We start from the raw sequence: 17,368 nt of genomic DNA, 5'->3' as shown, positions 1-17,368 counted from the left end.
GAAGCTTTGCTCACGCTTTGCTTTCATAGTAATAATGCTGCGCTCGGATGGTGCCCTCCAGTTCCAAAATTCCATACGAATACTTGGGCTGCCGCCTTTTATCGCTCGGCGATCCGGGATTGAACATAAGCACTTCCCCTCTTCGTTCCATGAAAGGAATGTGGGAATGCCCAAACAGGATGACATCCACCTGCTCTCCTTCGAAAGCCTCCCATGCCCGCTGCTCCGTTGTCTTGCGGCTCCCGTCCCCATGCACCATACCGATGCGGAAGCCGGCGATCGACAGTACCTTTTTGCGGCCGAACCTTTCGCGGATCTCCAATCCGTCGTTATTGCCCGCGACTCCGTCTACAGGAGCGATTTCCTCCATCATGCCGGCCACATGCAAAGACGTCCAGTCACCGATATGCAGTATCAACTCTACCCCTTGAAGCCCTTCCACCAGTGCATTTGGAAGCCTTGCGACTTTGGGAGACATATGCGTGTCCGATACAATTCCGATTCTCAAAAAAGGCACCCCCTGTTAAATTAGATCGATTTACATAAAACAGCGGGATATCAGCCACACTAACGGATGGAAATCATTAGAAAGGTGTGCTGAAAGCCCATGAGCAGATTATCCGAAATTATTGACAACCACGACCATCTGGAAGACCTGTTCGCTCTGGTCAAACACTACGGAGTCAGTGCCGAATTTGTCGCCCACGCTATGATGGATGAGTTTGAACATCAAAAGAAGGAAGAAAACGAAGAAATGGAACAGGAAGCAACCCATCAGTTGATGGAGGACTTGCAGCAGTTCTGTTCCAGATTCTAACGGCAGTTTGAAAGAAAAGGACCAAAGGGATCGCCCTTCGGTCTTTTCTGCTGTTTAGTACTTGTGACTTCTCCAAAAAGCGTTCACTCTTACTTGCGCCGGTATGTAACGAAACGGTAGTCATACGGGTTCTTGTCGTCCCGCACGCCGGGAACCTCTTCCGCAGCGGCCCACATTTCGGGATCAAAGGCCGGAAAGTACGTATCAGCATCAAAAGCTTCATCGATCTCCGTGAGAACCAGGGTGTCTGCGAAAGGCAGAAACTGCTTGTACACCTCAGCACCGCCGATGATATACAGCGTATGCCCCTCGTTCGCCTGAACCGCTTCCTCCACCGAGTGTGCAATATGGCAGCCTTCCGCTTGATAACCCGCATGAGAGGTGAGAATATAGTTGTCGCGCCCAGGAAGCGGCTTGCTCCCTATAGACTCAAATGTTTTGCGGCCCATCAGGATGCGGTGGCCCATTGTCGTCCTGCGGAAAAAGGCCATGTCGGCAGGAAGCTTCCATAGCAGCTTGTTATCCTTGCCGATTTCGCCGTTCCGGCCTCGTGCCGCTATCAGGATGATGCTTGTCTCCTGCATAAGTACCTCCTAGACCGCTACAGGCGCTTTAATCGCCGGATGGCTTTCATAGCCTGATACTTCGAAGTCTTCGTATTTATAGTCAAAAATGGAATCCGGCTTCCGCTTGATTACCAGCTTCGGCAGCGGCAAAGGCTCACGGGTTAACTGGAGTTTCACCTGCTCGATATGATTGGAGTAGATATGAACGTCCCCTCCCGACCAAATGAATTCTCCAGGCTCCAGTCCACACTGCTCCGCCATCATATGCGTGAGCAGCGCATAGCTGGCAATGTTAAAAGGAAGCCCCAGGAACGTATCGACAGAGCGCATCGTAAGCATGCATGACAGCTTGCCGTCAGCTACGTAAAACTGGAACACAAAATGGCAGGGCGGGAGCTTCATTTGGTCAATTTCGGCCACATTCCAGGCATTTACAATATGCCGGCGGGAATCCGGGTTGGCCTTAATCTGCTCGACGACCTGCGCAATTTGATCGATTTTCCGTCCATCGGGCGCCGGCCAGGACCTCCATTGGGACCCGTATACCGGACCCAAATCCCCGTTCTCATCCGCCCACTCGTCCCAGATCGTCACTTTGTTTTCTTTCAGATATCGGATATTGGTATCCCCGCTCAAAAACCACAGAAGCTCATGGATAATCGAACGCAAATGGACTTTCTTTGTCGTTACTAACGGAAAACCTTCGCTTAAATCGAAGCGAAGCTGCCGTCCGAACACGCTGATCGTGCCGGTGCCGGTCCTGTCTTCTTTCTGGACTCCGTTGTCCATAATATCCTGCAGCAATTGTAAATACGACTTCATCCGGTCACCTCTTCTACTTGTTTAGACATAATCTTACCAAGAATCGACGCCGATTAGAAGAGCCATTGGCAAGCCGATCTAAAGAATGCTGTTCAGTAGCAGCTTTTTAAGCACAGGAGAAAATCGCTGAGGAAGCTCCTCGACGCTTGGGATGAGGACTGCGCCCCTCCCATAGATGTTTTCCATCGTTTTGCGTTCTCCGTCTGTAATTTCCCTTCGCGCCAGAAATACGCCGATCACTTCAATCCCCCGCCTTCTCGCTTCATGGACTGCTTCATAAGTATCCAATACGCCTTCATCATGGTATTGCTCTGCTGAAGGTTCTCCGTCCGTGAACACGATCAGGATCTTCTGTTTTTCGGGGCGGGATAAAAGCTGCGGAAGCACGGTCCGGATCGCGAACCCGTCCCGGTTGTCCTGCTGTGCTTCCAGCTGGAGCAGATTGGGCCCCCTCCCCGTGTGCAGCGACTGTGCAAAAGGCACAACATGTTGAAACAGATTTGGAAAATCGTCAGGTTTGACGTCTTCCGCCTCTTCCCAGAAGCCGGTGATGTTATGAGGGATTTGCAGAGATTGCAGCGTCTCATGGATCAGTGCCAGGCCGCGGCGGGTTTCCTCCATCTTGTCTTGCATCGAGGCGGAGCAGTCCACGAGCAGCTGGAAGGCGCAGTCAGGCCGCGGCGCGGGACGGCTCTTCTTATAGAAGAGCCGGGGCATGTCTTCATACGCGGCCCGCACAAGTTTGCGCCCGATGCGTCCGAACGCCAGATCGACGCGAGGGGCGGTGCGTTTGCGCTCCATCGTCAGCAGGATGGTGCGCGACAGCTTGCGGCGCAGCGGCGCGACAGCCGCCGCGATGCTGCGGTAGGTTTCCGCTTCGCCGGGCGCCGGGGCCCTAGGGGCCACGCGCACCGCCCGCGCGAAGCGGTTGATGTCCGCCGCGCGTGCGGAGCGCGGCGGGCGGGTTTCGTCAGCGGCGAGGTCGTCGCCGGAGACGGCCTGGTTTGTCCGGGCGCGGAGTTCGGCCGCGCGGACGGTGGCCAGCGCCTGGTCGCCTTCCTCGAGGCTCCGCGCAGCAGAGCCGTCCGAGTGCGACCGGGTGCCGCGCTCCAGCTCGAAGCGCAGCAGGCTGGAGGCGGGTTTCGTCTCCCGGTGCCACGTCGGGAGACGCTCCGGCGCGCCTTCCGCCGCGTTGCGGTCGGCGGAAGCGCCGCTGTTCGGGAGCGGCTTGGCGCGCTCCCGCGGGGCCTCCGGCGCCTGCTGCTGCGCAGGCAGGGCGCTGCGGTCCGGGCCGGCAGGCGCAGCGCTGCCGGCCTTGAGCGCGTAGTACACGGATGTCATATCCGTGACTACGCGCTCGCCTGCCGCCTCGGCAGCGGCGGCGCAAATCGACGCGGTCTCCCAAGTAGACCACGCCTCTTCCGCCCTTGCAAGCAGCGGGCGCAGGCCCGACAGCAGCTCCTGCAGCGGCTCGCTGAGCACCGCCGCCGTATCGCCGATCGGGCCGGCGCTCATCAGCCGCGCTGCTATGGCAGCGAACAGCGCGTCAGCCTCCTGCTTTTGCCGCATATGCTGAGCGGCCCTGCCTGTATAATAGCTGTGCAGCATGGCAAAGCGCTGCAGCAAAATCCTCTGTGTCCCCGGGCGGTCCTGCATTACCAGATAAGCCAGTCGCACTTCCTCGCACAAGAGAAACAGCTGCAAAGAAAAAGAAGGAAGAGGGAACTCCTCCAGCCTGGACCTGTAATCCCTAATAGCACCGGGTTCTGTATGCACTGCTGTCCCAAGCGTCCGCAAATACACATCGCTTTTCAGGCCGATCAGCTGCCGTTTTTGTTCCATACCGCTCCAAAACCGGGACAAAAACAGCCGGGAGCCGGCAGTTCCCGACGCAGACGGCAGCCATGCCGAATAGAGATCATATTCCAGCGTCAGTTCCTCATCTCTGGCTAACGTGCGGGCCAGATCCAGCAGCTGCATCTGGACGAACGATTCTACTTCACTGGGTTCCAGCTGGACAAACGCCATAAGATTCCACTCCTTTCTGTACAATTTCTGACCGACGAAATGTCCTTCTCCTAAAAGAGCGTCTCGGCCAGATTGCGCACAGCAGCCTGCTCGCGCTCGTCTTCCAGCTTATCCACGATAGCGCGGCGAATAGCCCGTTCCGGCGGCAAATAAGCTGCAAGATCGCAAGCATCCAGCAGGGCCCGAATTGATGCCGCTTCATCCGGTAGCTGTCCCATCCGGATCTGCTCCAGCAGGTCTGAAGACAACCGCACGAAACGGCTGATGAGTGACGCGTCGCGAAGGCTGCTCTGCTCGCGGATCAGCTTCTCCAGCGCTTCGCCCTGCAAATATGGCACGTCAACCACCACAAACCGGTTTTTCAACGCCTCGTTCAACGGGACCGTGCCCACATATCCGACATTGACGGCGGCAATTACTCCAAACCCCTCCGCCGCCTCCACGACCTCCCCTGTAAACGGATTGGTCAGCCTGCGGCGGTAATCCAATACGCCGTTAATAATCGGCAGTGTTTCCGGTTTGGCCATGTTCACTTCGTCAATGTACAACAACTCTCCGCCCGTCATCGCTTTCACGACGGGCCCCGGAACATACTCCACCGTCGGACGCCCTTGGTCATGCGACAGTGTCTTAAACCCGATGAGCGCCTCCGCATCCAGGTCGACCGAGCAGTTAACGGCATGCATCGGCATGCCGAACCACTGTGCAAGCGTCTCCGCCAGCTTCGTCTTCCCGGATCCCGTGGGCCCCTGCAGCAGGACGTTCTTGCCCAGCGCCAGCGCCAGCGCGGCGTCGAACGCAATGGCTTCATCCGGCGGAATATAACCGCCGTTCCCCGCCCTTGCCGCCAGCTCCGTCACCCAAGCTCCGGACTTCGCTAATTCCAGCAGTTCTTCTACGCGCGTTCCGTTTCCCAAATGGATCCACCTCTTTCCAACAAAAAGAAGACCATTACAACGTAATGGCCTCCTCTCCCTGTTCATGCTTATTTCTTTTTCAGCTTATGCAAAGCCATTTCAGCCGCATCGTAAGTCAATTCGCCTAATGTAGGGTGAGCGTGGATAGTCAGATATACATCTTCCATCGTTGCGCCCATTTCGATAGCAAGAGCCATCTCGGCAATCAGGTTCGAAGCTTCGACACCGGCAATTTGCGCACCGATAATTACACCGGTTTCTTTGTCGCCGACCAGTTTCACAAAACCGTCCGGAGCGTTCATCGAAAGCGCACGGCCGTTAGCGGAGAATGGATATTTACCGATAACAACGTTCATGCCTTTTTCCTTCGCTTCCGCTTCGCTTAAGCCGACGCTTGCGATTTCAGGATCCGTGAAGCATACAAGCGGAATACACTTGTAGTCAATAACGCTAGGCAATCCGGATAGAGCTTCCACAGCGGTGCGGGCTTCGTAGTAAGCTTTGTGCGCCAGGGCGGGTCCTGCTACGATGTCGCCGATCGCGTAGATGTTAGGCACGCTTGTGCGTCCTTGGTTATCGACTTCAACGTAACCGCGGTTGTCCAGCTTCATGTTCAGCAGGTCAAGGCCCAGTTCTCCATCGGTGTTAGGACGGCGTCCAACCGTAACCAGAACATAGTCCGCCGTAACTTCTTTGGACTCGCCGTTCACGGAGTACTTCACTTTCACTTCAGACTCGGTTTGTTCCGCGCCTTCCGCTCTTGCGCCGGTTACGATTTCCACATCATACTTGGACAGGTTCTTCACAACAAGCTGGGACAGTTCTTTCTCAAAGCCCGGCAGGATCGTGTCGAAACCTTCAATGATCGTTACTTTCGCACCGAATTTCGCGTATACCTGGCCAAGCTCCATACCGATATAACCGCCGCCGATTACGACGAGGCTCTTTGGCACTTCAGGCAGGCTAAGCGCTTCGGTGGAGGACAAGATACGTCCGCCGAACGGGAATGTCTTCAATTCGATCGGTCTTGAACCTGTTGCGATAATACAGTGCTTGAAACGGTAACGAGGCGCTTCCTGTTCATTGAACAGGCGCACTTCGTTCTCGCTGATAAACATCGCTTCGCCGCGGAATACTTGAACCTTGTTGCTCTTCATCAGTGTTCCTACGCCGCCGACAAGCTTGCTGATTACGCTGTTCTTGTACTCTTGCACTTTGGAAAATTCCACTTTCACATCGGAAGCGGTAATCCCCATAGCTTCGCCGTGAGCTGTATTTTCATAAGTATGAGCAACGGAAATAAGGGCTTTGGAAGGAATACAGCCGACGTTCAGACATACCCCGCCAAGCTCATTCTTCTCTACTACAATTACGCTGTGTCCCATTTGGGCAGCTTTCGCTGCCGCTGTATACCCTCCGGGACCTGCACCGATTACGACTACGTCAATATCTAAAGAAGCGTCACCTACGACCATTTTTTTACACCTCCATCATGAATAGCTCTGGATCTGCGAGCAGGTTTTTGATATGGTTCATGAAATTCTGCGCTGTCGCGCCATCGATTACACGGTGGTCGAAGCTTAAGGAAAGGGCCATAACAGGAGCCGCTACCAGCTCTCCGTTTCTGACGATCGCTTTCTCGGAAATGCGGCCCGTACCCAGGATCGCCACTTCAGGGAAGTTGATGACCGGAGTAAAGAACATTCCGCCGGCGGAACCGATATTGGAAATCGTGATCGTGCCGCCTCTCATTTCCTGCGGTGCCAGTTTGCCGTCGCGTGCTTTGCCGGCAAGCTCTTTAATATCTTTTGCTACAGTCCATACATTTTTGCGGTCCGCTTCATGCACGACAGGAACGACAAGTCCTTGCTCCGTATCAGCAGCGATACCGATGTTGTAGTACTTCTTATAGACGATTTCGTTAGCTGCTTCGTCGATTGTGGAGTTCATTACCGGGAACTCGCGGCAAGCCGCTACCAGTGCTTTGACGATGAACGGCAGGTAAGTAACCTTAATGCCTTTCTTCTCCATCGCAGGCTTCAGTTTCGTACGGAAGTCAACCAGTTTCGTAACGTCTACTTCGTCCATAATCGTTACGTGAGGAGCGGTGTATACGGATTTGACCATTGCATTGGCAATCGCTTTGCGGATGCCTTTGAATGGAATACGTTCCTCTGCTCCACCTGCTGCTGCAACTGCTGCAGGAGCTGCTTTTGGCGCATCCGGCGCTGCTTGAGCTTCCGCCGCCGCAGGTGCTGCTGCTTCGGAAGGGGCCGCTGGTGCTGGAGCCGCGCCAGTAAAGCCTGCTACATCTTCACGCGTAATGCGTCCATTTTTGCCGGTGCCGTTCACTTGAGTCAGGTTTACACCCTTTTCGCGGGCATACTTGCGCACGCTTGGCGTAGCCAGTACTTCGTGAGCGGATGCAGATTCAACCGGAGCTGCCGCTGCCGCCGCTGCAGGAGCGCCTGCTTCGGAAGGAACTGGAGTATCCTGTTTTACTTCAGCAGCGCCAGTCGCTACAGAAGCGCTAGGAGCTGTTTCTTCAGCTGTTTCTGCCCCTGCAGGCAGTTCGCCTTCCACTTCGATCGTTGCAACGATCTCTCCTACGTGGCAAACCTGGCCGTCTTTAACAAGAACTTCCACAATTTTACCGTTAACCGGACAAGGCACTTCTACGATCGCCTTATCGTTCTGAACTTCCATAATGATATCTTCATCCGTTACCGTTTGGCCGGGCTGGATATGCATTTTTACGATTTCGCCCTCATGGATGCCTTCTCCAAGCTCGGGGAATGGATATTTATAAATCGCCACGGGATGACCTCCTGTAATGGTTCTGTTCGAAACTTGTTTTTTAGAATTCCAGTACTTTGTTGATGCCTTCGATTACGCGCGCCGGGTTAGGCAGCCATTGGTCTTCGATTTGGGCAAACGGATATACGGTATCCGGGCCTGCGATACGAAGAACCGGAGCTTCCAGGTGCAGGATGGCTTTCTCATTGATTTGCGCAATGATTTCCGCCGCTGCTCCGGAAGTTTTCTGAGCTTCCTGGACCACAATCGCACGGTTCGTTTTCTTAATGGATTCAACAATGGTGTCAATATCCAAAGGAAGAAGCGTACGAAGATCGATGACCTCCACTTCGATGCCTTTCTTCGCCATTTCTTCCGCAGCTTTCAGGGAAGTATGAACCATAGCGCCGTAAGTCAGGATCGTAACATGTTTCCCTTCACGAACCACATTCGCCTTCCCGATTTCAACTGTATATTCGCCTTCAGGCACCTCGCCGCGGAAGGAACGGTACAGGTTCAAGTGCTCCATAAAGAAGACCGGATCGTTGTCGCGGATCGCAGAAATCAAAAGTCCCTTCGCATCATAAGGATTGGACGGCACCACCAATTTAATACCCGGGGATTGAAGAATTAAACCTTCCAGGGAATCGGTGTGGAGTTCCGCAGCTTTCACGCCGCCGCCGAAAGGCGTACGGAATACGATCGGGCTGTTATATTTACCGCCGGAGCGGTAACGCATACGGGCTGCCTGCACCAGCATCTGGTCCAGCGCCTCAAAGATAAAGCCTACAAACTGGATTTCCGCAATCGGGCGGAATCCTTGTACGCCCAAACCTACTGCAAGGCCTGCAATCGCAGACTCGGCAAGCGGCGTATCGAATACGCGGTCCTCGCCGAATTCGCCTTGCAATCCTTCCGTCGCACGGAACACCCCGCCGACTTTACCTACGTCTTCCCCGAAAATCAGGACGTTAGGGTCGCGCTGAAGTTCAACGCGCATTGCATCTTTTATCGCTTGAATCATTGTCATTTGTGCCATGACTGTTCTTATCCTCCCTCAAAATTCAGCTACCGCCATAACGGCTGTATGAAACGATTTATTTAAATTCTTCCATTTGTTCTTTCAGGAATTTCGGCGTTTCTTCGAACATGCTGTCGATCAGGCCTGCAACCGTCATTTTCTCGGTAGCTTCGGCTTTCTTGATATTTTCAAGAACGGACGCTTTCGCTTCTTCTCTAACGCGCTCGTCGTCAGCATCGGTCCAAAGACCTTTCTTCGTCAGGTAGTTACGGAAACGAACGATCGGATCCTTCTGGCCCCATAGCTCTTCCTCGTCCTTCGTGCGGTATTTCGTTGCATCATCAGCCAAGGAGTGAGGTCTGAAACGGTATGTCAGCAATTCAATAAGAGTTGCTCCGCCGCCGTTCACGGCATGCTCTCTAGCTTCTTGAACCGCTTTGATAACCGCAAGCACGTCCATACCGTCGACTTGCACGCCGCGGATACCGGCAGCCAGCGCTTTGTGAGCCACGGATTGCGCCGCAGTCTGCTTAGCAAACGGAGTTGTAATCGCATAACCGTTGTTCTGAACAACATAAATAACAGGCAGCTTGAACGCTCCTGCAAAGTTCAATCCTTCATAGAAGTCGCCTTCGGAAGATCCGCCGTCACCTGTGTAAGTGATCGCTACGTTCTTCTTGTCCTTCTTCTTAAGTCCCATCGCGATACCTGTAGCGTGAAGAATCTGTGCTCCGATAATGATCTGAGGCATCAGGACATTTACGCCGTCAGGAATTTGGCCTCCATGCTGATGGCCGCGGGAGTACAGGAATGCCTGATAGAGCGGCAGGCCGTGCCATACGATCTGCGGCATGTCGCGGTAGCCCGGAGCGATCCAGTCTTCTTTATCCAGCGCATATTCGCTTCCGATCATGGAAGCTTCTTGCCCGGAAACCGGTGCGTAGAAGCCTAAACGGCCTTGGCGTCCCAGGTTTACGGCACGCTCGTCCCATGTGCGGGTAAACAGCATACGGTACATAATCTCTTTCAGTTGCTCATCGTTGAGCTTTGGCATATAAGCTTCGTTAACAACTTCCCCTTCCGGAGAAAGCACGAATAATGGTTCCACGTTGTCGCTGTGGACTTCGTAAGGCAGCTTGCTCATGAATTTCACCTCAATATAATATTTGAAAACAAATTGGTTTCTGTTATAGAATTATTATACATCTGTTGTAGCCATTTGGTCAAAGAATATATTGAAATATGTAGTTTTTCCTTGAACACTTGTATATAACAGTTGCGAATAATTACTAATACAGCATAGTACACGTATGTAAAACACAACTGGCCCTCGTCCTATTTTTACCCAAATCCGGCAATAATAATTTTATTCTTTTAGAAGAAAGGCTGTTACCTATGAGCGAAACGAACATTTACAAGCGCACCATCGTGAAAGAAACGGTCCACTCTCATGCTTTGCAGGAAGAGAGGAATCTTCGCGTTTACCTGCCCCCGGGCTATAATGAGCTGTTAAGCTACCCTGTACTCTATTGCCAGGACGGCGAAGACTTCTTCAACTACGGACGTGTTGCAACCCACATGAACCGGTTGATTCTCGATGAAGATTACGAGCCTGTGATCATAGTCGGCGTGGATGTGGATAAATCGGTGCGGACGTCGGAATACTCCCCCGATGGAAACCGGTTTGCAGCTTATACTACTTTTTTTGCCGAAGAGCTGGTCCCTTTCATTGAACAAAAGTTTGCTGCGCGCAAAGAACGCTCCGAACGGGTATTGGCAGGAGATTCCTTAGGCGGAACTGTCTCCCTTCATCTTGCGTTACTTTACCCGCATTTATTCCATAAGGTGCTCAGCCTGTCCGGTGCATTTTATGAGCCTACCCAAGTGAAATTGGATGCGGAAAATGACCTTTCCGGGCTGGACATGTACATGACGATCGGGCTTCAGGAGGAAGAAGTGAAAACGGACCACGGAACATTCGACTTTCTGGACTATAACCGCAGGGCTTTAAAAAAGCTTCAGGAGCGCGGAGCCGATGTGTACTATACCGAGAAGGAAGGCAAACATGTATGGGGTTTTTGGCAAAATGTAATGCCTGAGGCGCTAAATTATTTTTATAACCGGTAATCATTACATCGCTTGCAAAAACAGCCGTCCTCCTGACCTCGGAGGTACGACTGTTTCGTATGATCGATGCATCAATTTCCTCGAACTAAAAATCGAAGCGGATAACAATTATTACTTTTTGGATACTATATCACATAAAAGTAAGTACTATCTATTAGGATACGAACAGTTTACTATAGATTTCGTATCTTATTGATCCATCAAACCATCGAGGAGCTGATCATACATGAATGCAAAGCAAATTATTCTCGCTATTCGTTTCAAAGTAAAGCCGGGAAAGAAGGAAGAATTCCGTAATCTTCTTTTCACCCTGGCAGACAAGATGTCCAAAGAAGCTAATTTTGTGAACTCTATCATTCACGATGATTTGGAACAGCCTGACGATATTCTCATTTATGAAATATGGAACGGGACTCAACGCAGCTGGCTGGAAGAGGAGTTCCCGAAACCGTACCGTAAAGATTACGAGAACGTCCTATCCGAGATGCTGGAAGACCGGATTGTCAGCTGGCTTGTTCCGACAGGAGAATGGGGCAGCCGGATAACTTCCGTTTCCAGATAAATACAAAAGCAGGAACCGTGCCTCTCGAATGAGGATGGGTCCCTGCTTTTTTACCGTATGCTGCCTGATTTATTCCTTCCATAACCCGTCAATCTCTTTGAGCAGCCGGGCAACCGACTCCGGATCGGTTTGGCCCGAATGTTTGAACTCCTTCAGTTTCGCTTGCAATTCCGAAGCAGTCCGCTCGAACTCGCCGTCCTCTTTCGTTCCCGACGGATCAAACCATACATACCGCCCCTCCGGTCCGTTCCTCAAAAAAGAACCATGCCAATGCTCAGGATAACTGTAAGCAGCTTCTCCTAGAACCATCCCGATTACTTCATCGTGCGCAAGCGGCATAAAGTAATGATAAGTTTCTAAAGTGCCGCCGGCAGCAACATCCCTGTGGATGTAAGCATGATGAAGGTAATGCTCCCCGGTCAACTTGTCTTTGGCTACCTCATAAAACGTTATCTCGTCTTCATGAAGAATCTGTACCGATTCCATACGTTCGGCCAATACTTGATCCTCTACTATAGGCAGTGCAGTTAAGGATTCCATTCGTTATATCCCTTCCTTCTCCCTGATCCAGTGAATCAGATTCCGGCAGCCTTCCTGGACAAGCTGGTACACCTCATCAAAATTCCCCGTATAATAGGGATCGGGCACATCTTCCGCTGCACTATCCGGAACAAATTGCATAAAAGTAACTACTTCCGAATTGGTCTCTCCTTGTTTCCTTTCGAGAACATCACGGAGGTTTTTGCGGTCCATGCACACAATATACCGGAATGCATTGAAATCGGAGCCGTTAAACTGCCTTGCTTTCATCCCTTTATAGCTTATTTTATTCAGATCCAGAACTTTCCGGGTTCCTTCATGCGGCGGATGGCCGATATGCCAGTCTCCGGTACCTGCCGAGTCCACTTTGACTTGGTCGGACAACCCCTCAGACTGAATATAGGAACGTGCCACCGCTTCCGCCATCGGGGATCTGCAAATGTTGCCTAGGCAAACAAACAGCACTTCAACCATAGCTCGATTATCCCCCTATCTCCCATTGTTTCTCCTGCGCATCCGGCTCCCTTAAGGAACGTCTCGGAAGCTTCCATTTATAATAGACCGACATCATCCGTAGCAAAATGACCAGGACAAAAAGCGCATATAGCTGTGCCGGCGTCTTCATCCAGCCTGTATGAATGACCATTCCTGCAAAAATTGCCCATACGGCATAGATTTCGTCCCGAAGCACAAGCGGTTTCCGTCCGGCAAGCAAATCCCGGATGATGCCTCCGCCGATCCCGGTAAGCATCGCTGCAACAATGACCGCGCTTAACGGCAAATTCCGTTCGGTCGCATACAAAGCACCTTGTATGGCAAAGGCCGATAAGCCGATGGCATCGAGAATCACTTCAAAGCTTTTCCATTTCTGAATCCACCGGGTTGGAAGTATGAACACGATCACTGTCGCAATTACGGCAGTATTCAGATATAACCCTTGCTGCCAAAGCATCGTTACGTCGACCCCGATCAACAAATTCCGGATAACGCCTCCGCCAAAAGCGGTTACCAGCCCTAACACAAATACCCCGAGAATATCATATTCTTCTTCCATGGCTACATACGCTCCGCTAATCGTAAATGCGATCGTGCCGATCAAGCTGAACATTTCCCAACTCATGTTAGCCTTCCCCTCTCCGCTGCGCTATGAACAACCCGATATCCATTATATACGTTTCCGGCAGGAAGTCCTACAGGGAAATCTATAGGAAAAATGAAAGAACGCTGATCCGGTTGGACAGCGCTTTTCATGTAAATTATGCCTGCTGCGTTTGGAAGTGTTTCGCTGCCGCCTGATCAAGCATCACGACAAGATTCGGATGCGTCTGCAGCAGCGATGCCGGCAGTTCCGTGCGGATCGGTCCGGTCAACGCCCGGTGCACCACATCCGCTTTGTCTTCACCTCTGACGATAAGCAGAATGGTCTTGGCTTTCAGGATCATTCCAACGCCCATCGTAATGGCATGGGTAGGAACTTCATCCATAGAGTCGAAAAATCTGGCATTCGCTTTCCTGGTTTCCTCTTTCAGTTCTACCACGTGCGTACCGCTCACCAGAGTGTGATCCGGCTCGTTGAAACCGATATGTCCGTTATGGCCCAACCCCAAAATCTGCAGATCAATCTGCTTGGCTTCCGCCAATTTCGCTTCATATCTCCGGCACTCTTCTTCCGGATTCTCCGCATTTCCATCCGGAATATGTGCCTGATGAACAGGAAGATCCACATGGTCAAACAAGTGCTGCTTCATGTAGCTGTAGTAACTTTCGGGATGCTCTTGCGGTAATCCCACATATTCATCCAGATTAAAGCTTGTTGCTTTGCGGAAGCTGAGCCGCCCTTTGCGGTACGCTTTGACAAGATGTTCATAAACACCTACCGGCGTACCCCCTGTAGCCAAGCCCAGCACAGCGTCCGGTTTCGTCTGCAGCAAGGAAATGACAATCCCCGCTCCAGCCTCGTTCAATTCCTCTGTAGATTCAAATGTTACTATATTCATCGCATTCTATCCTTTCTGCGCCTCTTAAGCTGTTTGTTGTTCTAGACGGTGTTGTGCAATCATAGCGGAGCCGACAACGCCTGCTTCATCCAGCCGCTGCGCGGGAACGATCGTCAGTCGTTCCCAGTAAAGCGGGTGCACGGTCCGCTGCAGCTCCTCGCGCATCGGGGCGAACAGGCGCTCTCCCGCAAGGGACGCGCCCCCGCCGATCACGATCGCATCCGGTCCGTACAGCGTGACCGCATAAGCCAGAGCTTTACCGAGCGTCCGCCCGGTAAAGTCCATCACTTCGCGTGCGACCGGGTCCCCCAGGTCGTACGCTTTGGACACGTCCGCCGCCTGGATGGCGGACGGATCGCCGCCGGCCCACTCCGCGAGCACGGAGGAGCGGCCGGCTTCCAGCTGGGCGCGCACTTGGCGCACCAGCCCAGTCGCGGAAGCGACCGTCTCCAGGCAGCCGGTCATCCCGCAGCCGCAGGCGAACGGCACGCCGTCCATAAGGATATGGCCGAATTCGCCGGCCATATATCCGCTGCCGTAATAGATGCGCCCGTCGTTTACCATTCCGGACGCGAGCCCCGTACCGAGCATGATGCCCAGCACATGCCGGTACCCTGCAGCCGCACCTGCTGCGGCCTCTCCGTACGTAAAGCTCCGTACGTCATTATCGATAAATACGGGTGCGGCTAACCGCTTCGAGAGTATGTCCGAGATCGGCACATCCTTCCATTTCAAATTGCCGGCCATCCGGACAATCCCCCGCTCCGGATCCAAAAAGCCGGGGAGCCCGACCCCGACAGCGGTCAGAACGACATTGTCCGCTCCCTCATCCGCCAGGAGCAATTCAATCGTATCCGCGACCGACTGCAGCACATGATCACTGCCGCGCTCCGCCTCGGTCGGCCTCTTCGCTGTACGCAGGACAGTACCGTCCTGATCTACCAGCCCGCAAACAAAATTAGTACCGCCTAAATCCACACCCGCTAACAATTTTCTCTTGTGCTGCTCTCCGTCCGCTCTCCCCATCGGTTAAACCTCCGTTTTCGATCTGTGGTAAACTTCATGTCCCCTAACGTAAGTTTGCAGCAGCTCCAAATTGCGTCCCATAACAACAAAATCAGCATCCTTACCTGCGAGAATGGATCCTTTTCTGTGATTCACGCCAATCTGCCTTGCCGGATTCAGGGTAAGAGCCGGAAGAATTTCTTCCAGTGTTCTGCCTGTAAACTTGAGGGCATTCCTCAACGCCTGATCCATGGTCAGTGCGCTTCCCGCCAAGTTCCCGCCTTCTTTCAGTGTCACCCTGTTACACTTCATGACTACTGGCAGCTTCCCTAGCATATATTCACCGTCCGGCAGTCCCGCGGCTTCCATCGCGTCAGTAACAAGGATGACCCGCTCTTTCGGTTTCACCCGAAAGACATATCCGATCAATTCTTCCCGCACATGCAGTCCGTCGCATATCAATTCAACCGTTAATTCGTCCAGCATCAGGGCGCTTCCTGCCACCCCAGGCTCTCTGTGGTGCAGCGGACTCATGCCGTTAAATAAATGGGTTACATGGGTCGCACCATGCGCGACGGCCTGCTGTACAATTTCGTAAGTGGCGTCGGAATGCCCGATGGAAACCGTAACTCCTTTTTCGGTCAGGTATCCGATAAGTTCCATCGCTCCCGGAAGTTCAGGAGCAAGGGTAATGAGCCGGATCGTCTCCCCGGAAGCTTCCAGCAGGCGGCCCAGTTCCTCTTTTGTTGCCGTTCTCATGTCATCCGGGTTTTGCGCTCCGCTCCGTATTGGATTCAGAAACGGCCCTTCAAGATGAACCCCCAACACATCGGCCCCGCCCGTACCTGCCGACATGGCCCTGCTTACTTCAGATACCACTTCCACCAGCCTGCCGGCTTCATCCGTCAGCGTGGTAGGCAAAAATGAAGTTGTGCCATGCGAGGCCATAAACCGGCTCAGCCCATCGATAGAACCCGGTTCGGTTGAAGACTTCATCGTATCAAATCCTCCGCCTCCGTGAACGTGCACATCGATGAATCCCGGAAGAAGGAGGGCGCCGTTCAGATCAATAAGCTCGCTTTGCTTCCTAATATCGTCAGATATTTCTTCTAATGATTGATATACTGCCGTAATTTTCCCGTCTTCAACAGCAACCGCCCCGTTTGGGAGAACGGCGCTTTCCGAATACACTTCCCCGTTGATAAATAACATCCTGTTCGTCATCAAAATTCCTCCTTGTCAGCCAGATAAATCTCAATGGAATGAGTGCGTAAAACCTTGCGAAAGGTTTGAGGCAGGCTGGCATTCGTAACGCAAGCATGGATCTCCTTCAAAGGGGCGATCGAGAATAAAGAAGTCCTCCCTACTTTCGTAGGGTCAAAAACAGCAATTGTGCTCGCCGATCTTCGGATTAACAACCGGGCAATTTCCGCTTCCTGCTCGGAATAGGTGGTCAAGCCCTGTTCTTCCGTCACACCATCTATACCGATGAACATCTTGCCGATGTGAAGGTGCTCCACCATCTTCTCCGCGAGCGGGCCGCAAAGTTCAAAGCTGCGATTACGCATGACCCCGCCGGTTACCACTACTTGAATCCCGTCCGATTCGGCAAGTTCCATCGCAACATTTACGGCATTAGTCACCACCGTGATGCCGCGCATGTGCTTAATCGCTCTGGAGATAAGATAGGTCGTGGAACCGCCCGTCAACCCGATAATATCGCCAGGCTGAATCAGGGACGCTGCTTTGGCGGCTATCGCTTCCTTCTCCGGCCAGTGCTGTTCCTTCTTTTCAAAAAAGGAGGTTTCTCTCGCCGCGGCATATCCCTCATATTGTGCGCCGCCGATCGTGCGAATGACGGGCTCGGTTTTAACAATCTGATCGAGATCGCGACGGGCGGTCGCCTCCGAACATTGAAATTTATCTATAATTTCCTGTACGGTAATCCGGCCTTGCATCTTCAGCAGCTGAAGGATCCGGTCCCGCCGGGAACCCCCTTTTGTCAGCTGAGGCTCAGTCATCGGAACAGCCCCCCATAAACATAATCCGCTATCTATTGAAATTATAAATCATATTTATGATCGTTACAATCATACTTATTGACTATTACAATCAAAATATGCTCAATTCCTTCAATTAAAAATTAGATTCTGCTAACGTGAACGATCTC

Annotated in this window: 19 protein-coding genes; 3 read left to right on the top strand and 16 right to left on the bottom strand. The window is 52.5% G+C overall.

All coding sequences use genetic code 11. The features are described from left to right. Positions 1–10: 10 nt before the first annotated feature. Positions 11–508 (bottom strand): metallophosphoesterase family protein, encoded by a 498-nt coding sequence (locus ACFSUF_RS07240; RefSeq protein ID WP_377601549.1) that lies wholly within the window; start codon positions 506–508, stop codon positions 11–13. 99 nt (positions 509–607) lie between these two features. Between ACFSUF_RS07240 and ACFSUF_RS07235 the strand changes: the two genes are divergently transcribed. Then, entirely contained in the window at positions 608–817 is a 210-nt protein-coding gene (locus ACFSUF_RS07235; protein WP_377601547.1) for a hypothetical protein, read from the top strand. 89 nt (positions 818–906) lie between these two features. On the opposite strand, the gene ACFSUF_RS07230 is transcribed toward ACFSUF_RS07235, so the two are convergent. The 8 genes from ACFSUF_RS07230 to pdhA form a co-directional block, all read right to left on the bottom strand. Further along, positions 907–1,401 carry a dihydrofolate reductase gene (locus ACFSUF_RS07230; protein WP_377601546.1) on the bottom strand — a complete coding sequence of 165 codons (495 nt, stop codon included), beginning with the start codon at positions 1,399–1,401 and terminating at the stop codon, positions 907–909. A 9-nt stretch (positions 1,402–1,410) separates the two neighbouring features. After that, the gene (gene thyA / locus ACFSUF_RS07225) at positions 1,411–2,205 is read right to left on the bottom strand and encodes a thymidylate synthase (RefSeq protein ID WP_377601544.1); all 795 of its coding nucleotides are present in this window, start codon (positions 2,203–2,205) and stop codon (positions 1,411–1,413) included. 78 nt (positions 2,206–2,283) lie between these two features. Further along, a complete protein-coding gene (locus tag ACFSUF_RS07220) occupies positions 2,284–4,233 on the bottom strand; it encodes a nitric oxide reductase activation protein NorD (protein ID WP_377601542.1) in 1,950 nt (649 codons plus the stop codon). 50 nt (positions 4,234–4,283) lie between these two features. Further along, positions 4,284–5,123 (bottom strand): ATP-binding protein, encoded by an 840-nt coding sequence (locus ACFSUF_RS07215; RefSeq protein ID WP_377601777.1) that lies wholly within the window; start codon positions 5,121–5,123, stop codon positions 4,284–4,286. A gap of 95 nt (positions 5,124–5,218) precedes the next feature. Next, positions 5,219–6,625, bottom strand: a complete 1,407-nt coding sequence (gene lpdA, locus ACFSUF_RS07210; RefSeq protein WP_377601540.1) for a dihydrolipoyl dehydrogenase — start codon at positions 6,623–6,625, stop codon at positions 5,219–5,221. A 4-nt stretch (positions 6,626–6,629) separates the two neighbouring features. Beyond that, positions 6,630–7,967, bottom strand: a complete 1,338-nt coding sequence (locus ACFSUF_RS07205; protein WP_377601538.1) for a dihydrolipoamide acetyltransferase family protein — start codon at positions 7,965–7,967, stop codon at positions 6,630–6,632. A gap of 40 nt (positions 7,968–8,007) precedes the next feature. Beyond that, positions 8,008–8,985, bottom strand: coding sequence for an alpha-ketoacid dehydrogenase subunit beta (locus ACFSUF_RS07200; protein ID WP_377601536.1), 978 nt, complete (start codon positions 8,983–8,985; stop codon positions 8,008–8,010). A 58-nt stretch (positions 8,986–9,043) separates the two neighbouring features. Further along, positions 9,044–10,111, bottom strand: a complete 1,068-nt coding sequence (gene pdhA / locus ACFSUF_RS07195; RefSeq protein ID WP_377601534.1) for a pyruvate dehydrogenase (acetyl-transferring) E1 component subunit alpha — start codon at positions 10,109–10,111, stop codon at positions 9,044–9,046. Positions 10,112–10,362: 251 nt separating this feature from the next. Between pdhA and ACFSUF_RS07190 the strand changes: the two genes are divergently transcribed. Both ACFSUF_RS07190 and ACFSUF_RS07185 read left to right on the top strand, forming a co-directional pair. After that, positions 10,363–11,094, top strand: a complete 732-nt coding sequence (locus ACFSUF_RS07190; protein ID WP_377601532.1) for an alpha/beta hydrolase — start codon at positions 10,363–10,365, stop codon at positions 11,092–11,094. Positions 11,095–11,320: 226 nt separating this feature from the next. Then, a complete protein-coding gene (locus tag ACFSUF_RS07185) occupies positions 11,321–11,656 on the top strand; it encodes a putative quinol monooxygenase (RefSeq protein ID WP_377601530.1) in 336 nt (111 codons plus the stop codon). Positions 11,657–11,725: 69 nt separating this feature from the next. On the opposite strand, the gene ACFSUF_RS07180 is transcribed toward ACFSUF_RS07185, so the two are convergent. The 7 genes from ACFSUF_RS07180 to ACFSUF_RS07150 all read right to left on the bottom strand — a co-directional run bounded on the left by ACFSUF_RS07180 (position 11,726) and on the right by ACFSUF_RS07150 (position 17,219). Beyond that, on the bottom strand, positions 11,726–12,196 hold the full coding sequence (locus tag ACFSUF_RS07180; RefSeq protein WP_377601528.1) for a hypothetical protein: 471 nt from the start codon (positions 12,194–12,196) through the stop codon (positions 11,726–11,728). A 3-nt stretch (positions 12,197–12,199) separates the two neighbouring features. Continuing rightward, positions 12,200–12,670, bottom strand: a complete 471-nt coding sequence (locus tag ACFSUF_RS07175; RefSeq protein ID WP_377601526.1) for a low molecular weight protein-tyrosine-phosphatase — start codon at positions 12,668–12,670, stop codon at positions 12,200–12,202. A gap of 7 nt (positions 12,671–12,677) precedes the next feature. Then, the gene (locus tag ACFSUF_RS07170) at positions 12,678–13,316 is read right to left on the bottom strand and encodes a trimeric intracellular cation channel family protein (RefSeq protein ID WP_377601524.1); all 639 of its coding nucleotides are present in this window, start codon (positions 13,314–13,316) and stop codon (positions 12,678–12,680) included. A gap of 136 nt (positions 13,317–13,452) precedes the next feature. After that, positions 13,453–14,193 (bottom strand): glucosamine-6-phosphate deaminase, encoded by a 741-nt coding sequence (nagB, locus tag ACFSUF_RS07165; protein ID WP_377601522.1) that lies wholly within the window; start codon positions 14,191–14,193, stop codon positions 13,453–13,455. Positions 14,194–14,217: 24 nt separating this feature from the next. Further along, positions 14,218–15,219, bottom strand: coding sequence for an ROK family protein (locus tag ACFSUF_RS07160; protein WP_377601520.1), 1,002 nt, complete (start codon positions 15,217–15,219; stop codon positions 14,218–14,220). A 3-nt stretch (positions 15,220–15,222) separates the two neighbouring features. After that, positions 15,223–16,422 (bottom strand): N-acetylglucosamine-6-phosphate deacetylase, encoded by a 1,200-nt coding sequence (gene nagA, locus ACFSUF_RS07155; protein WP_377601518.1) that lies wholly within the window; start codon positions 16,420–16,422, stop codon positions 15,223–15,225. Continuing rightward, entirely contained in the window at positions 16,422–17,219 is a 798-nt protein-coding gene (locus tag ACFSUF_RS07150; protein WP_377601515.1) for a DeoR/GlpR family DNA-binding transcription regulator, read from the bottom strand. The genes nagA and ACFSUF_RS07150 overlap by 1 nt, the downstream gene beginning before the upstream one ends. Positions 17,220–17,368 lie beyond the last annotated feature (149 nt).

This window comes from Paenibacillus gansuensis (assembly GCF_042684925.1).
Taxonomy (GTDB): Bacteria; Bacillota; Bacilli; order Paenibacillales; family DY6; genus Paenibacillus_N; species Paenibacillus_N gansuensis.
This window is presented reverse-complemented; position numbering and strand designations above follow the sequence as displayed.

Excerpts from the sequence above, each read along its gene's own strand:
- ACFSUF_RS07235 (WP_377601547.1), top strand. The coding sequence starts at position 608 with ATGAGCAGATTATCCGAAATTATTGACAACCACGACCATCTGGAAGAC.
- ACFSUF_RS07230 (WP_377601546.1), bottom strand. The coding sequence starts at position 1,401 with ATGCAGGAGACAAGCATCATCCTGATAGCGGCACGAGGCCGGAACGGC.
- thyA (WP_377601544.1), bottom strand. The coding sequence starts at position 2,205 with ATGAAGTCGTATTTACAATTGCTGCAGGATATTATGGACAACGGAGTC.
- ACFSUF_RS07220 (WP_377601542.1), bottom strand. The coding sequence starts at position 4,233 with ATGGCGTTTGTCCAGCTGGAACCCAGTGAAGTAGAATCGTTCGTCCAG.
- lpdA (WP_377601540.1), bottom strand. The coding sequence starts at position 6,625 with ATGGTCGTAGGTGACGCTTCTTTAGATATTGACGTAGTCGTAATCGGT.
- ACFSUF_RS07200 (WP_377601536.1), bottom strand. The coding sequence starts at position 8,985 with ATGGCACAAATGACAATGATTCAAGCGATAAAAGATGCAATGCGCGTT.
- pdhA (WP_377601534.1), bottom strand. The coding sequence starts at position 10,111 with ATGAGCAAGCTGCCTTACGAAGTCCACAGCGACAACGTGGAACCATTA.
- ACFSUF_RS07190 (WP_377601532.1), top strand. The coding sequence starts at position 10,363 with ATGAGCGAAACGAACATTTACAAGCGCACCATCGTGAAAGAAACGGTC.
- ACFSUF_RS07185 (WP_377601530.1), top strand. The coding sequence starts at position 11,321 with ATGAATGCAAAGCAAATTATTCTCGCTATTCGTTTCAAAGTAAAGCCG.
- ACFSUF_RS07180 (WP_377601528.1), bottom strand. The coding sequence starts at position 12,196 with ATGGAATCCTTAACTGCACTGCCTATAGTAGAGGATCAAGTATTGGCC.
- ACFSUF_RS07175 (WP_377601526.1), bottom strand. The coding sequence starts at position 12,670 with ATGGTTGAAGTGCTGTTTGTTTGCCTAGGCAACATTTGCAGATCCCCG.
- ACFSUF_RS07170 (WP_377601524.1), bottom strand. The coding sequence starts at position 13,316 with ATGAGTTGGGAAATGTTCAGCTTGATCGGCACGATCGCATTTACGATT.
- nagB (WP_377601522.1), bottom strand. The coding sequence starts at position 14,193 with ATGAATATAGTAACATTTGAATCTACAGAGGAATTGAACGAGGCTGGA.
- ACFSUF_RS07160 (WP_377601520.1), bottom strand. The coding sequence starts at position 15,219 with ATGGGGAGAGCGGACGGAGAGCAGCACAAGAGAAAATTGTTAGCGGGT.
- nagA (WP_377601518.1), bottom strand. The coding sequence starts at position 16,422 with ATGACGAACAGGATGTTATTTATCAACGGGGAAGTGTATTCGGAAAGC.
- ACFSUF_RS07150 (WP_377601515.1), bottom strand. The coding sequence starts at position 17,219 with ATGACTGAGCCTCAGCTGACAAAAGGGGGTTCCCGGCGGGACCGGATC.